The 15,421-nt window shown below is 52.3% G+C and carries 11 protein-coding genes; 7 read left to right on the forward strand and 4 right to left on the reverse strand.

Going from position 1 to position 15,421, the window contains the following annotated elements; all coding sequences use genetic code 11:
* Positions 1-444: 444 nt before the first annotated feature.
* Positions 445-1,458: an isocitrate dehydrogenase gene (locus tag ACWI0H_RS16100; protein ID WP_101145194.1), complete on the forward strand. Its 1,014-nt coding sequence runs from the start codon at positions 445-447 to the stop codon at positions 1,456-1,458.
* 25 nt (positions 1,459-1,483) lie between these two features.
* Here the strand turns inward: ACWI0H_RS16100 and ACWI0H_RS16105 are convergent, their stop codons facing one another.
* Positions 1,484-3,688, reverse strand: a complete 2,205-nt coding sequence (locus ACWI0H_RS16105; protein WP_485873947.1) for a heavy metal translocating P-type ATPase — start codon at positions 3,686-3,688, stop codon at positions 1,484-1,486.
* Between the two features lie 68 nt (positions 3,689-3,756).
* Here ACWI0H_RS16105 and ACWI0H_RS16110 point away from each other — a divergent pair, with 68 nt between their 5' ends.
* Complete coding sequence (locus ACWI0H_RS16110) at positions 3,757-4,236, forward strand: MerR family transcriptional regulator (RefSeq protein ID WP_339884519.1); 480 nt, start codon at positions 3,757-3,759, stop codon at positions 4,234-4,236.
* A 7-nt stretch (positions 4,237-4,243) separates the two neighbouring features.
* Here ACWI0H_RS16110 and ACWI0H_RS16115 read toward each other — a convergent pair whose 3' ends face one another.
* Entirely contained in the window at positions 4,244-5,020 is a 777-nt protein-coding gene (locus tag ACWI0H_RS16115; protein ID WP_472953392.1) for a ZIP family metal transporter, read from the reverse strand.
* A gap of 348 nt (positions 5,021-5,368) precedes the next feature.
* Here ACWI0H_RS16115 and ACWI0H_RS16120 point away from each other — a divergent pair, with 348 nt between their 5' ends.
* Positions 5,369-6,640, forward strand: coding sequence for a methyl-accepting chemotaxis protein (locus tag ACWI0H_RS16120; protein ID WP_472953395.1), 1,272 nt, complete (start codon positions 5,369-5,371; stop codon positions 6,638-6,640).
* A gap of 54 nt (positions 6,641-6,694) precedes the next feature.
* On the opposite strand, the gene ACWI0H_RS16125 is transcribed toward ACWI0H_RS16120, so the two are convergent.
* Both ACWI0H_RS16125 and ACWI0H_RS16130 read right to left on the reverse strand, forming a co-directional pair.
* Complete coding sequence (locus tag ACWI0H_RS16125) at positions 6,695-7,345, reverse strand: peroxiredoxin (RefSeq protein ID WP_336274145.1); 651 nt, start codon at positions 7,343-7,345, stop codon at positions 6,695-6,697.
* A 208-nt stretch (positions 7,346-7,553) separates the two neighbouring features.
* Positions 7,554-8,591: a CNNM domain-containing protein gene (locus tag ACWI0H_RS16130; RefSeq protein WP_485873948.1), complete on the reverse strand. Its 1,038-nt coding sequence runs from the start codon at positions 8,589-8,591 to the stop codon at positions 7,554-7,556.
* Between the two features lie 319 nt (positions 8,592-8,910).
* Between ACWI0H_RS16130 and ACWI0H_RS16135 the strand changes: the two genes are divergently transcribed.
* From ACWI0H_RS16135 to ACWI0H_RS16150, 4 genes are all read left to right on the forward strand, one after another.
* Positions 8,911-10,182, forward strand: a complete 1,272-nt coding sequence (locus ACWI0H_RS16135; RefSeq protein WP_485873949.1) for a methyl-accepting chemotaxis protein — start codon at positions 8,911-8,913, stop codon at positions 10,180-10,182.
* 128 nt (positions 10,183-10,310) lie between these two features.
* A complete protein-coding gene (locus ACWI0H_RS16140) occupies positions 10,311-13,787 on the forward strand; it encodes a class I SAM-dependent DNA methyltransferase (RefSeq protein WP_485873950.1) in 3,477 nt (1,158 codons plus the stop codon).
* A gap of 1 nt (position 13,788) precedes the next feature.
* Positions 13,789-14,535, forward strand: coding sequence for a HipA family kinase (locus ACWI0H_RS16145; protein WP_485873951.1), 747 nt, complete (start codon positions 13,789-13,791; stop codon positions 14,533-14,535).
* Positions 14,532-15,356: a DUF3037 domain-containing protein gene (locus tag ACWI0H_RS16150; RefSeq protein WP_485873952.1), complete on the forward strand. Its 825-nt coding sequence runs from the start codon at positions 14,532-14,534 to the stop codon at positions 15,354-15,356. The genes ACWI0H_RS16145 and ACWI0H_RS16150 overlap by 4 nt, the downstream gene beginning before the upstream one ends.
* Positions 15,357-15,421: the final 65 nt, after the last annotated feature.

The following is a 15,421-nucleotide window of genomic DNA, read 5'->3' on the forward strand; positions in this document are numbered from 1 at the left end:
CGCACGCAAGACGCGCGGTATCAGAAGGATAAGCCAGTGCTTGAGCAATCGAAGGTTCGGCCCGCCAATCGGCGGAAGAATGGCAATAGCGTGCCGCGACGCCGTGACAACGCAATGAACGTGTCGAGACGTTTCGCTTGAGGAGGGGAACAACCTAGGGCGGAGTCATCAGCCCAGAAACAGGCAGTGCCTGCGATAATCTTGAAAAGATCATTACTGTTATGCCTTGCTGTCAGTAAAGCGCGAATCGACATCGCGTCGGTTAAAGCGGGAGGATTCTATCAGCAATTAGCGCCCACTGCACCCGTGCTACGCCCTTAGCAGGGTGCCCTCTAGGTTCAATTTGGCGTACCATGACGCTTGAAAACGACGTCTTATCCAGTCCCAACAATTTTCGTTGAAGCGGCACGTGCAGCCCACCTTCCGATTAAAGAGGAGCAGTCAATGAGCCAGTCTATTGCAGTCATCAAGGGCGACGGTATCGGCCCCGAAATTATGCAGGCCACGCTACGAGTACTCGACGCGTTAGATTGCGGCTTGAATTACCAACATATTGACGCCGGCCTGGGCGCGCTTGAAAAGCACGGCACGCTGATTCCCCAGGAATCGCTGGATGCCATCGAAAAATACGGCATTGCCCTAAAAGGCCCGCTGACCACGCCGATTGGTAAGGGCTTCTCCTCAATCAACGTACAGCTACGCCGCCACTTTGATCTTTACGCCAACGTGCGTCCGGCGATTAGCTTCCCCGGCACCCGCTCGCGCTACGACGATATCGACATGATCACCGTGCGCGAAAACACCGAAGGCGCCTACCTTTCCGACGGTCAGGAAATGATCGACGACGGCAATACCGGCATTTCGGTAATCAAAGTTACCCGCAAAGGCTCAGAGCGTATTGTGCGCTACGCTTTTGAGCTGGCCAAAAACAACGGCCGCAAAAAAGTCACCGCGGTACATAAAGCCAACATCATCAAAACCAGCTCTGGGCTGTTCTTGGACGTGGCGCGTGAGATCGCCAAAGAGTACCCCGAGATCGAATTTCAGGAGATGATCGTCGATAACGCCTGCATGCAACTGGTGATGAACCCGCATCAGTTTGATGTGGTGGTCACTACCAACCTGTTTGGCGATATTCTCTCTGACCTATGTGCAGGTCTAGTGGGTGGACTGGGCCTGGCGCCTGGGGCGAATATCGGCGAAAAAGCGGCAATCTTTGAAGCCGTGCACGGCTCCGCGCCAGATATCGAAGGCAAAAACATTGCTAACCCCTGTGCCCTACTGCTGGCTGCCGCGCAAATGCTCGATCACCTGGGCATGAACGAGAAAGGCGACGCTATCCGCCAGGGTATTCGTACCGTGCTGGAAACCCGCCGCGATATGGTGACCCCCGACATGGGCGGAACCGGCAGCACCGATTCCTTTGCCCAGGCGTTGGTCGAGTACGTACAGGGCTAGTTCATAACTAACTAGGTGGTTTGTCTTAAACGTCGTTAAAGCGGTAACGTAATAAATGCAACGCATTGAGGGTGACCAGCACGGTCGCCCCGGTGTCCGCCATTACCGCGACCCACATCCCCGTAATTCCCAGCGCGGTAGAGACCAGAAACAGCGCTTTAAAGCCAAGCGCCAAGGCCACATTGGTTTTAACATTACGCATGGTCGCCCGGGAGAGCGCAATCATTTCGGCAATGCCCGCTACGCGGTTTTTAAGCAAAGCGGCGTCGGCGGTTTCTAGCGCCACATCGGTACCGCTACCCATCGCAATACCTACTTCCGCTGCCGCGAGCGCCGGTGCATCGTTAATACCATCGCCCACTTTACCTATCGGCCCAAGACCTTGTGCCTGCCACTGGCGTACACGCTGGGCTTTGTCTTCGGGCATCAGCTCGCCTTCGGCTTCAATGCCCAACTGCTCACCAATGGCGGCCACGGTGCGGGCGTTATCTCCACTAAGCATCAGGGCCTGTACGCCTAGGCGCTCAAGCGCTTGGAGTCCTTCGCGAGCATCTTCACGGGGCTCATCACGCAAGGCAATCAGCCCTAACGGGCGCTCATTTTCTACCTCTATTTCTATCAAGACGGCCACGCTTTTGCCCTGCGCTTCCAGCGCGGCAATGCGCTTATCGCCGTCACTGGTGGGCCAGTTGAAACGTTGCAAGTAGCGCGGACTTACCAGCATTAACTCACGCCCATCCACCCGCCCAGCAACGCCATGCCCTGCTAGCGCATGGGCACCTTGCACAGTAGGCAGCGGAGCATCCTGCTGCCGGTGAAAATAATCACTAATCGCCACGGCGAGGGGGTGGCTCGAGCCCTGCTCCAGCGCAGCGGCGAGGCGCACTATTTCATCCCGCCTGTTTTTATCAACACTGCCGTCAGTTTCAAAGCTCTCCACATCGGTGACGATGGGCGTGCCTGCGGTTAGCGTCCCGGTTTTATCCAGCGCGACCCGTTTAAGCTTGCCTAACTGCTCCAATACCGCGCCGCCTTTCATTAACAGGCCGTGACGAGCGCCCACCGACAAGCCTGCTGCAATGGCCGCGGGGGTCGAGATCACTAGCGCACAGGGACAAGCGATCAACAGCAGCGCCAGGGCGCGGTAGATGGATTCCGACCACAGCATTGGCGACACCAGCGGCGGTATAATAGCGACCAGCAGCGCTACTGCCACCACCGCAGGCATATAGTAAAAAGCAAAGCGGTCGATAAAACGCGCCACCGGTGCTTTCGCCGCCTGGGCCTCCTCCACCAGCTTGATCACTCGGGCAATTGTATTGTTTTCAGCGCTTTTGGTTACCTCGACCTCCAGCACGCCGTCCAGGTTGACGGTGCCCGCAAACACCCCCTCGCCTTCGCCACGTTCACTCGGCACCGACTCACCATTGACTGGCGATTCATCAATTGAGGACCGTCCCGCCATAATGAGCCCATCGCAGGGTAGCCGGTCGCCGGGGCGCACCTGCACCCGCTGGCCGGGCTGGAGCGAAGCGGCAGCGACCTCACGAATGTTGCCTTGCTCCATTAATCGTGCGGTAGAGGGCGTCAGCTTAGAAAGCGCCGAAATACTGCGCCGTGCCTGGGCGGCGGCGACCCCTTCGAGCATTTCCCCCACCGCAAACAGAAACACCACGACCGCGGCTTCGGCGGCGGCGTTTATCGCCAGCGCTCCAATGGCAGCGATGCTCATCAGCATTTCAATGGTGAACGGATTCCCCATCTTCAGCGCTTGCCCAGCACGCTGAACAATCGGCACAAGGCCAACCACCGTCGCGACGACAAACGGCCAAGTGCCCAGGCTAGGCCAGGCAAATTTAAGCGCCCAAGCAAGCGCCAGCAATACCCCACTGACAAGCACTAAACGCCCTTTAGGCGTTTTCCACCAGGGGGTATGAGTGGTCGCTTCAGCCGTGTCCGACGACTCATCAATTACCTGGTACCCCAGCGCAGTGATGGTCGACTCTATCTCGGCATGGGGCAGCGTTTTCCCAGGCGGCGCGGTCAATCGTACCGAGCCGGCGACAGAACTCGCAGAGACTTCTTCGACATGGTTTAAGCGCGTTAGCGCCGCTTCGACCTTACGCTCGCAGCCGCCACAATCCATGCCCTGCACTCGCAAGGTGGTGGGCGTGTTCGTCGCTTGAGGGGATTTGTCTTGTGTGGTTTTAGCAGGGGTCGTGTGACTCATCGCATGGAGCTCCCAGTTCGACTATCTTAAGGGAAGCGTAATACCTGTAGCGACTAGAGGTTCAAGCAATGAAAGAACATTCCCCAGCGCTCTCCCCCGCTGAGCGCTATATTGGCATTGGTGAATTGGCACGTGAGTCCGGCTGCAAACCGGAAACGGTGCGCTATTACGAGCGCATTGGTCTACTGCCTTCAGCACCGCGCAACGAAGGCAACCAGCGCCGCTATACGGCGTCGGCTATCCGTCGATTAACGTTTATTCGTCATGCACGGGATTTTGGCTTTTCGGTTGAGGCGGTACGGGAGCTTTTACAAATGGCGGATTATCCCGCCATGCCCTGCGAAGAGGTCGACACCTTGGCCAAACATCACCTAGCCGAAGTAGAAGCACGGCTTGCGCGGCTAACCGCGGTGCGCGATGAACTGCAGCGCATGATCAATCAGTGCGCGGGAGGCAATATTGGCCAGTGCCATATTATTGACGTGCTGAGCGACCATCGCCTGTGTGAGCACTCTGGCCCCCACGGTGGCGCGGATGTCATCGGTTAACGTGAAGTTAGCCCAGCCACACATCCAGAAACAGCATAATCACCAGCCCCATCGCCAAACCAAAGGTGGCTTTCTTCTGATGGCCGGATCGGTGGGTTTCAGGAATGATTTCATGGCTGATCACATACAGCATGGCGCCAGCGGCAAAGGCTAAGCCCCATGGCAGCAATATTTGCGAAACGCTAATAATACTGGCGCCAAACAGCCCACCGATGGGTTCGATCAAGCCGGTTAGCGCAGCAATCGACCAGGAGCGCCACCTCGAGTAGCCCTCGCCCATCAACGCAACCGCGACGGCTAGCCCTTCCGGCATGTTCTGCAGGCCAATGCCGATCGCCAGCGGCATGCCGCCTTCTAGCCCATTGGCGCCAAAACCGACGCCCACCGCCATGCCTTCTGGCAGGTTGTGGATGGTAATGGCAAATACAAACAACCATACCCGGCGCAGTGATGCAGCCGCTGGCCCTTCGCGCCCCTGGGCAAAATGCTCATGGGGAAGATGCTCGTTAAGCAGCGCAATCGCGCCCATGCCCAACAAAATAGCGGTACACACAATCGCGGCGGGCACGGGGCCACCAGAATAATAGATTTCAGCGGCATCCAGCGCAGGAATAATCAGCGAAAAGAAAGACGCCGCCAGCATCACCCCAGCGGCGAAACCCAACGCCAAATCGCGAAAGCCACGGCTGGGTGCTTTGCCTAGCAGCACTGGTAATGCGCCTACAGCCGTTAGCAGCCCGGCCGTTAAGCTGCCTAAAAACCCTAATAACAACGTATTTTCCATGAACAACATAAACCCGGTTAGCAATTAGCAAGACATAAAACAGAACGACACGTTGTTGTCTAGGTTTTGTACCAAAAGTCGCTGGAGAAAGGCCAAGCGAGGCCAAAACCGGCGAACATCACTTCGCCCTCCTCACTCTGCATTGAGCATCGCCAACGAGTCAATTAACACCTAGGCCTGGCGGTCTCAATAACAAAGCCGCCTTCTTCTTCCGCTATATGTAAAATTTTAATTACAATGTGTTAATAACATTATGTGCTATATCGCTACAAAAAAGTGATTTTACACCGAATGTCTATTATGATTTGTATAACTATACAAGCCCTATACGATCGAGACATTTTATAAATGCTAAGCCTTCACCGCCATTCACCCCAACATAGCGCCCTATTGCAACATACTGCCTGTATTTCATTCACCCCTGATGGTGAGATTAAAGAGGCAAGCCCTCTATTTTTGAACGCTGTGGGCTACACGCTCGAGCAAGTTAAGGGACAACATCACCGTATGTTTTGCTTTCCTGAAGAAACCAACCAGCCCGAATACGCCGCTTTTTGGGAAACACTCGCCGCAGGCTACAGCCAGCAGGGGCGCTTTCGGCGCTTAAACGCTAAAGGCAAGGAAATTTGGCTTGAAGCGACCTATATACCTATCAAAAACCGGCGTGGAAAAGTTATACAAATATTCAAAGTCGCTAGCGACGTTACAGACAAACATCAAAATGCGGCGCGGGAGCGCGCCATTCTTCAGGCGTTGAATAACTCTATGGCAGTGATTGAATTCACTCCAGATGGGTATGTACTGGATACAAACAGTAATTTTGAACAAACAATGGGCTACGCAGCTGAACAAATAAGAGGCGTTCATCACCGCCAATTTTGCCCTGATACGTTTTACCAGCAGCACCCTGATTTTTGGGAGCGGTTAAGCCGTGGCGAATTTATGCAGGGTAAATTTGAGCGCATTGATGCTCGTGGCAACACTATCTGGTTGGAAGCCACTTATAACCCAATCCACGATGAGCAAGGGAAAATCATCAAAGTAGTCAAATTTGCCACGGATATTACCCGCTCAATTCAAGAATCAGAAGCAGCGTATATAACGGTTAATACGGCGCAAACATCGTCAACACAGACTGAAAAAATAGCCCAGAGCGGTTTAACTCACCTCAAACAAATACTCAAGGATTCAGAACAAGCCACACACACGCTCAACGAAGCACAGAGCTTAATAGCCGCCCTTAATCAACAAGCTGACCAAATTAATAAAATCACCGCTTCAATCGCGCAAATTGCCAATCAAACCAACCTATTGTCGCTTAATGCTGCAGTTGAAGCAGCGCGAGCCGGCGAGCAAGGCCGCGGATTTGCGGTGGTTGCAAACGAAGTACGCCGTTTAGCCAAGGGCTCCAGCGAAGCAGTTGAAGAAATTACCCGAGTGCTTAAAGACAACAGCGCATTGGTGGAACGCACTACGCATGCTATGCAGCAAGTGGTGGAACAGGGCAAATCAAGCCAAGCCAGCGTGGGCGAAATTGAGGTCATTGTGAATGAAATACTGATTGGTGCGCGCAGTGTGTCAACGTCTATTGAGCAGCTAGCGTTGGAATCTCCTCGCTAACCCAATAAAAAAGCCAGCACTGTTGTACTGGCTTTTGTAGCTTATACCACGCTGTTAACGTAGCGGTGTTTTGCGCAAATAGGGCAGGATCGTTTCGTATTCGCCATATTTCTGTTTGGCGTCTTCATCAGAAACGCTAGGTGGAATAATAACGTCTTGCCCTACCATCCAATCAGCCGGAGTGGCAACACCGTGCTTCGCGGTGGTTTGCAGTGCATCCAGGGCACGCAGAATTTCAGCAAAATTACGCCCCACGGTCATGGGGTATGTCATCGAGAGCTTCAACTGCTTATCCGGTCCGATAATAAATACCGAACGTACCGTGGCACTGTCTGCTGGCGTGCGGCCATCAGGTAAATAGGCATCTTCAGGCAGCATATCGAACAGCTTGGAAACAGTCAGGCTATCGTCAGCGATGATAGGAAAATCAACATCGCTGCCGGATACGTTCTTAATATCAGTGCCCCAGCGTTTGTGGTCTTCCACGCCATCAACCGATACACCGATCACCTTGGTGCCGCGCTTTTTCCACTCTTCGCTCAGAGTGGCAACAGCACCAAATTCCGTCGTGCAGACCGGGGTAAAGTCTTTAGGGTGTGAAAATAGGATAGCCCAGCTATCGCCAATCCATTCGTGAAATTGAATCGGCCCCTGACTAGTCTCCGCTTTAAAATCAGGCACGACTGCATTGATACGTAATGACATTGCTTTCCTCCTTATTGGATGTTGAACGCCCTAATACCTTATTTGTCTTTCAACACCTTCACTATAGATCATTTAGTGCTAAGACAGCCAGTGGCAAGGCAACGTTCACTCTGTAGAGCCAAGCCCAGTATAAAGGCGTAAAAGCCTAACTATAAAATGTACAACGGCGCCTTAAGGCGCCGTTTTATACCAATAAGCTGTAAAAGACTTACTCAGCCGCTTTGGCGTTTTTATCATCCCGCTTAACACGCTTGATCCACTGCTGTTTCGCGTAGTGGCGCAAATTGGCTACATTGTCGGTCTCATCGACAATATCCTGCCCCAGAATGGTTTCGATAATGTCTTCAAGCGTAATCAGGCCGACAAAAGTGCCGTGCTCATCATAAACCACCCGCATATGCAGGTGATCTTTGAGCATAGAGGTAAACACCTGCTCTACATTATTTGAAACATCCACGCTACCAATCGGGTGCATCAGTTCACGCATCGTTTTGGCATCGTCTGCATGGTACATATCGGCTTTATGCACATAGCCAAACGCCTGCTCGCCGTTATCCATCACGGGGAACCGCGTGAACGGCGCTTTGCCATACTGCTTATCAAACGCGGAGACGGTCATATCAGGCAGCACCGTTACACACACGGTACGTGGCGTCATCGCTTTGCTCACCAGGATATCGTGCAAGTTGAGCATATTGATGATGGTGCGTGATTCATCCGCATCCAGCACGTTCTCTTCCAGGCCCACGCGCGCGAGGACTTTGATTTCATCGCGCAGGTCGACATCATGCTCTGACTTGCCTAGGCGGCGCGTAATCTGTTCTGACATCCAGATAAAAGGCAGCAAACCCATAATCATAAGATTTAACAGGCGTGGCAGAAACGGCGATAAACCGCGCCAGTACGTTGCGCCAATGGTTTTTGGGATAATTTCCGACAAGATCAAAATCAGCATCGTCATCACTGCCGACACGATAGCGATAGAGGCTTCACCAAATACCACGGCCGCCTGAGCCCCCACCGCCGTTGCCCCAACGGTATGGGCGATCGTATTAAGCGTCAAAATAGCCGCGAGCGGCCGGTCGATATTGGCTTTTAGGCGCGTAAGCGAGGCATGTAACTTGGGATTGTCTTCTTTCTGTTTAGCTATATAGCTGGGGGTAATCGAAAGAAGCGCCGCTTCAAGGATGGAACATAAGAATGAGAACGCGATTGAAAGGGTAGCAATCGTGATTAAGAGGAACATGAGGGCCTAGGGTGATGGATTATTTCGCGTTTATAGGGGTAAGGCAGACGAATGTCAATAACAGCCATCACCAAAGCAGCAGAAACCATCCATTGGCCTCCCCCCTAGCTTGCGCCTTTCAAAGTTTACTTTTGTTCACAGTTGAAGGGTTACAAATCTAGTGCAAAGAGAACTATATTATTAAAAATGAGTTCAGATTCATCAATAAAGAAGAAGTTACAATAATTAAACTCACTTGATAATCAAGCCTCTTTTCACTTAGGTGCCTCCCCTTGTGCCTGTTCCCAGTATTATTCGACTAAATACAGAGAAGGCCTAAATGTATAACAACTTTTTTAACGCATCTCTCTATAAAGCATTACTCAATCATACGGCCTGCATTTTCTTTACGCCACAATGGGTTATCAAGCACGCTAGCCAATCGTTTTTAGACGTAATGGGGTGTCGGCTACAGGAAATCAAAGGGCAACATCACCGTATTTTCTGCGATGCCGCCGAAACACAACGCCCTGAATATCAAACGTTTTGGCTGTCGCTTGCCGCTGGCAAAAGCCACCATGGGCGCTTTCGCCGTTTTAGAGAAGATGGCGAAGAGGTGTGGCTTGAAGCAACCTACCTGCCAATATGCACGCGCATGGGCAAAGTAACTCAAATTCTTAAAGTAGCCAATGAAGTTACTAAAAGCCACCAAGAAGCTAACCACCAAGATGCGCTGCTGCATGCCCTACACCGCTCTATGGCCGTGATTAAATTTACGCCAAAAGGCGACATCCTGGATGTAAACCAAAACTTTGAAAAAGTAATGGGTTATCGCAAGGAAGCATTGATCGGCAAACATCACTCTATGTTTTGCCGACCTGATTTTTATCGCCAGCAACCCAACTTTTGGCAGAATCTTGCCAACGGTGACTTCAAAAATGGCCGCTTTGAACGGGTAGATGCACAGGGCAAAACCGTATGGCTTGAAGCGACGTATAACCCTGTTGAGGATGAAGACGGTAATGTTATAGAAGTCGTTAAATTTGCCAGCAACATTACGCCACTGGTAGAAAAAGCCACCGCCACAACAGGTACGATAAGCTCAGCACAAAGCAGTACGTCGCAAATCGAGCAAACCGCTAAAGAAAGCCTGGGTCACTTAGATGAGATGGTGAAAGGCGCTGCACAGGCCGCGCAAACGCTAGCCCAAGCGCAAGCACTAATTGATGAATTGCATAAGCAGTCGCAAGGTATTCACAAAATCACCGAATCCATCGCAAAAATTGCCAACCAAACCAACCTCCTCTCGCTGAATGCTGCCGTAGAAGCCGCCCGTGCGGGCGAACAAGGCCGTGGCTTTGCCGTTGTAGCCAATGAGGTACGTCAACTCGCCAAAGGGGCCACCGAGGCGGTAGCGCAAATAACCCAGGTACTTAAAGACAACAGCAGCTTGGTAGAACGTACGACCCAATCCATGCAGCAAGTGATTCAGCAGGGCAAAGCCAGCCAGTCCAGCGTTAGTGAGATTGATACCATTGTGAATAAGATTCTTCACGACGCCCGCAATGTCGCCACCTCTATCGAACAACTCGCCGCCGATACGCATATTTAGCCAAACCGATTTCATGCACAAGGAAGTGCACCCTTTACACATCAACCTCCTTTTATCGCTTTTAAGCATGCTACTATCTAACCCAGCTTAACTAGTTTAGATAAACATGCCTGAAAGGATATTGACTGATGTTCGATTCGCCCGTTGCGGTTGCCACGCCTGCCGCTGTTGATAGCTTTATCGACCGCTGGAAAGGCACCACCGGCACCGAAAAGGCCAACTATCAGCTCTTCCTTTCAGAACTGTGCACACTGCTTGAACTCCCCACGCCCGACCCTGCCAGCAAAGATAACAGCGAAAACGCCTACACCTTTGAGCGCCGGGTGGATATTCAAAACCCCGATGGCAGCGAAAATCGTGGCTTTATCGACCTCTACAAGCGCGGCGCGTTTGTACTGGAAGCCAAGCAAACCGGCAAAGGGCTAGAAACCAAAGGCTGGGACAAAGCCATGCAGGCGGCTTATAACCAAGCCGACCAATATGTACGCGCCCTGCCCGCTAAAGAAGGCCGCCCAGCGTTTATTTTAGTCACGGATGTTGGCCGCACGCTGGCACTCTACTCTGAGTTTTCGCGCTCCGGCGGCACCTATGTCCCCTTTCCAGATCCGCGTAATTACCGCATTAAGCTGGAAGACTTACGCCAGCCAGACATTCAGCAACGCCTTAAAGCGCTATGGGAAGCACCCGATACGCTAGACCCGAGCCAATACGCTGCCCGCGTCACTCGCGAGGTCAGCGGCAAGCTGGCGACCCTAGCGAAAACGCTTGAGGCCGATGGCTATGAAGTCGATCGCGTGGCGCATTTTCTTAAACGCTGCCTGTTCACCATGTTTAGTGAAGATGTGGAGCTACTGCCCAAAGGCAGCTTCACCGCATTTTTAGAGCGCATGAAAGCAACCCCCGAGCACTTTACGGACGCCATTGGCTCGCTGTGGGAAAGCATGAACAACGGCGGCTTTAGCGGCGTGCTCACCGCTAAAGTAATGCGCTTTAACGGCGGCCTGTTTAAAGGCATTGACCCGATCCCGCTCAACGCCGAGCAAATTCAGTTATTGATTGATGCCGCCAAAGCCGACTGGCGCTTTGTCGAACCGGCCATTTTCGGCACGCTGTTAGAGCGCGCCCTAGACCCCCGCGAACGCCACAAGCTGGGTGCCCACTACACGCCCCGCGCCTATGTCGAACGGCTGGTAATGCCCACGCTGATTGAACCGCTGCGCCGCGAATGGGCCACCGCCCAGGTAGTCGCAGAAGCCCACAACCAGAAAGGCAAAACCGACAAAGCGCTGGAAAGCCTGCGCGCTTTTCACCACAAGCTGTGCCAAATACGCGTGCTTGACCCCGCCTGCGGCAGCGCCAACTTCTTGTATGTCGCGCTGGAACATATGAAACGCCTTGAAGGCGAGGTCTTAAACCTTATTTCCGACCTGAGCGGCGGGCAAGACAGCCTGGACGCCGAAGGGCTAACCGTCTCGCCCCAGCAGTTCCTCGGCATGGAAATTAACCCCCGCGCCGCCGCTATTGCCGAAATTGTATTGTGGATTGGTTACCTCCAATGGCACTACCGTATTCACGGCAGCCTCGATTTGCCTGAACCGATTCTAAAAGACTTCCACAACATCCAGGAGCGCGATGCGCTAATTGAATACGACAGCAAAGAGCTGCTCTTGGACGAACATGGAGAGAAAGTCACCGTTTGGGACGGCATCAGCATGAAGAAAAGCCCCGCCACCGGTGAGCTGATCCCCGATGAAAGTGGCCGGACTGACGTTTACCGCTACCACAACCCCAAGCGCGCCGAGTGGCCGCAGGCGGATTATATTGTCGGCAACCCTCCGTTTATTGGCGCCTCTACCATGCGCCGCGCCCTGGGCGATGGCTATGTGGATGCTGTCCGTTCAGTGTATAAAGGCACCGTGCCGGAATCCGCCGATTTCGTGATGTACTGGTGGCATATTGCCGCCGAAGCGGTCCGCACTGGCCACGCTCAGCAATTTGGTTTTATTACCACCAACAGCCTGCGCCAAACCTTTAACCGCCGCGTATTAGAACCGCACTTAAGCGATGCCAAAAAGCCGCTGTCGCTCACCTTTGCCATACCCGACCACCCCTGGGTAGACGGCAACGACGGTGCCGCAGTACGCATCGCTATGACCGTGGGCCGCGCTGGCGAAGCACCGGGGCTTTTGCAGCAGGTAACAAACGAAAGCAGCGATGAAGCTCGCGAAGCCCGAGCAGTTACCCTTAGCCGCCGCGACGGTAAGGTATTTGCTGACTTAACCATTGGTGCGGATGTGGCTGGCACTGCTTCTTTAAAATCTAATCAAAACATCGGCCAGCGCGGTTTTGAGCTAGGCAACTCAGGTTTTATTGTCAAAAATAATGAAATAAAAGAGCTTATTCCCAAAGATGTAGAGCTATTTTCAAGCAATGTAATACGTCCTTATCGTAATGGACGAGATCTGACGCAAACACCTCGACACGTTAATGCCATAGATCTTCACGGGCTCGACTTAGATACAGTCCGTCAGAACTATGGTGCTATCTATCAGTGGCTTCTTGAAAGAGTAAAACCTGAGCGCGAACAAAACCGTGACCCTCGCTTGCGAGAAAACTGGTGGTTACACAGAAGATCACGCGGTGACTTGCGCAGCATGTTGCGCCACCTTCCTCGTTATATCGCCACGGTAGAAACTACCAAGCACCGTCTTTTTACATTCTTAGGTGCCGATATTTTACCCGACAATATGTTGGTGAATATTGCGGTAGATAACGCAGCTTGGCTTGGCATTCTATCTAGTCGTGTGCATGCAGCTTGGGCACTGACAGCAGGTGGACGTTTAGGCATGGGCAATGATCCACGCTATAACAAAACACGCTGCTTCGAGACCTTCCCCTTCCCTGACATTACCGGCGAGCAGGCGTCGCATATCGGCCAACTGGCCGAGCAGATCGACGCTCACCGCAAGCGCCAGCAGGCAGAGCACCCCACGCTCACGCTAACCGGTATGTACAACGTGATGGAAAAACTGCGCGCCGGTGAGGCGCTCAACGCCAAAGAGCAAACCATCAACCAGCAAGGGCTAGTCAGCACGCTGATGGCCGACCACGATGCTTTAGACAAAGCAGTTTTTAACGCCTACGGCTGGGATGACTTGGCAAAAGTACTAGTAGGCTTACCCGGCGCCACTACGCCCCTGCCGGATAAACCCACCGCCCAGGCAGAAGCCGAAGAAGAGCTTCTGATGCGCTTGGTAGCGCTTAACAAGCAGCGCGCCGCCGAAGAAGCCCAAGGTAAGGTGCGTTGGCTACGCCCGGAGTACCAAGCGCCTGCAGAAGCCGCGCCCACCCAAACCGAGCTACAAAGCGCTACAACGGCCAGCGACACACCCGCCGCCGAAAAAACCAAAGCTGCATGGCCCAAAGACTTGGCCAGCCAAGTCACCCAGCTACGCGATATGCTCGCCGCCAGCCCAAACAGCGCCGAAAGCCTGGCCGCCCAGTTCAAACGCAAACCGGTAAAAGGCGTCAACGAAGTCCTATCCGCGCTGGCCGCCTTGGGCCAAGCCCAGCAAGAAGGCGAGCAATGGCGGCTGGTGAGGTGATATGAAAAGACCTTACGTAGTAGAGGCTAAGGAAATTCTGCGCCAATCGACCCAAGGACGCACAAAGCCATTTATCATACGTGATGCAAATAATGATCAATATGTAGTGAAAGGCGTCAATGGCGTTGGCCAACAGTCACTGGTATCTGAACTCATTTGTTCTGAATTAGCACGACGCTGTGAATTGCCTGTTGCTGAGTACGCCTTAATGCGTTTTCCAACGGGCATGTTGGACTTTTCGACAGAACCACGTGCTGGGGATCTAGAGGGAGGAATGGCCTTTGCGTCTAAGGTAGCTCCCCATAGCCAAGACTTACTCTTCTCGTTAATAGGAGAGGTCGACGAAGGTACCCAGCAACGTCTCTTACTGTTTGATATTTGGATTAACAATGAAGATCGATGTTTAAGCAGCCAGGGAGGCAATGTAAACCTACTATGGAGCGCTGTAAGTGGTTTGGTGGTCATAGATCATAATTTAGCTTTTAACCCCATAAACCACACAGGTAATTTTGAAAATCATGTATTTAGTCACCAACGTGAACGCTTTGCAGACCTCGAAATACGCGCACGCCACGAAGCGGTGCTTGACGCTACACTGAATGATTGGGATATGATCACTGACTTAATACCTTTAGAGTGGCTCTACCGAGATATAGACGACGAGGCCTCTGAGATACAGCCCACGTTAGCAGAGCGCTTTAATTTGTTAGTACGTTTACGCGATCCGTCCTTCTGGAGCTTGATATGAGCGCAATTATTTGTAATTACGCGGTACTGCGCTTTCAGCCCTATCTCGATACAGGTGAGTTCGCGAACCTGGGGATCATCATGCTCTGCAATAATGGCGCTTTTCTCCAGCGGGTCGAAACCATTTCACGAAAGCGTATTACCCATTTCTTCGATAAATTGCCAGTCAAAGTGTTTACACAAGCACGCCAGCATTTCGTGACGGAGCTTAAGCGCACGGTTGATTTAGCCAACCACCACAAAGGTCAATTGGATGTACAGCTGCGCATATTCAATGACTTGGTAGAACCACGCGAAGCCATGTTCCGCTTCAGCAAGCCGGGGACTCTGGCTGCTAAAGATCCAAAGACCGCCCTTGATGAACTGTTCAATCGCTATGTTCACCATGATTTCAAGCACATAGCCACACCAGAAGAACAGCTCACTAAAAATGTTACCGATTGGCTCAGATCACTGAATCGCAGATACACAGAACAGACGCTGGGTAATGATATTGTTCGTGTAAAATTACCATTCGTCTGGCAGGAAGGTGCCAATATACGTCAAGCCATAAAGCCAATTAGCTTTGATTTAGAAGACGCTAGTCGCATTATTGAAAAAGGTGACAAATGGTTATCGCACTTACGCCGGCTCAAGCTTTCAAACAATGCGCCTGAGGACATGGTGTTTATAAGCCAAGCCCCTAATGTACAAAAAGGCCCTAAGCTGCGTGCTTACAAAGAAATTTGCCAAGAAATAGAGAGTGATTTTTCAGCAAGAGTCCTTCCCGAGCAACTCGGCCAATATAACATTCTCAAGGCAGTCGCAGAGCCTGCGGCATAAAGCCGAAAGAGTTAGCTGCAAAGCGGCCAAACCAGGCTTTTAATTTCATATTTAAACGGCCAACT

The sequence above is a fragment of the Halomonas sp. NYA30 genome, from assembly GCF_976980765.1.

Excerpts from the sequence above, each read along its gene's own strand:
- ACWI0H_RS16150 (WP_485873952.1), top strand. The coding sequence starts at position 14,532 with ATGAGCGCAATTATTTGTAATTACGCGGTACTGCGCTTTCAGCCCTAT.
- ACWI0H_RS16110 (WP_339884519.1), top strand. The coding sequence starts at position 3,757 with ATGAAAGAACATTCCCCAGCGCTCTCCCCCGCTGAGCGCTATATTGGC.
- ACWI0H_RS16115 (WP_472953392.1), bottom strand. The coding sequence starts at position 5,020 with ATGGAAAATACGTTGTTATTAGGGTTTTTAGGCAGCTTAACGGCCGGG.
- ACWI0H_RS16100 (WP_101145194.1), top strand. The coding sequence starts at position 445 with ATGAGCCAGTCTATTGCAGTCATCAAGGGCGACGGTATCGGCCCCGAA.
- ACWI0H_RS16130 (WP_485873948.1), bottom strand. The coding sequence starts at position 8,591 with ATGTTCCTCTTAATCACGATTGCTACCCTTTCAATCGCGTTCTCATTC.
- ACWI0H_RS16125 (WP_336274145.1), bottom strand. The coding sequence starts at position 7,345 with ATGTCATTACGTATCAATGCAGTCGTGCCTGATTTTAAAGCGGAGACT.
- ACWI0H_RS16135 (WP_485873949.1), top strand. The coding sequence starts at position 8,911 with ATGTATAACAACTTTTTTAACGCATCTCTCTATAAAGCATTACTCAAT.
- ACWI0H_RS16120 (WP_472953395.1), top strand. The coding sequence starts at position 5,369 with ATGCTAAGCCTTCACCGCCATTCACCCCAACATAGCGCCCTATTGCAA.
- ACWI0H_RS16105 (WP_485873947.1), bottom strand. The coding sequence starts at position 3,688 with ATGAGTCACACGACCCCTGCTAAAACCACACAAGACAAATCCCCTCAA.
- ACWI0H_RS16145 (WP_485873951.1), top strand. The coding sequence starts at position 13,789 with ATGAAAAGACCTTACGTAGTAGAGGCTAAGGAAATTCTGCGCCAATCG.
- ACWI0H_RS16140 (WP_485873950.1), top strand. The coding sequence starts at position 10,311 with ATGTTCGATTCGCCCGTTGCGGTTGCCACGCCTGCCGCTGTTGATAGC.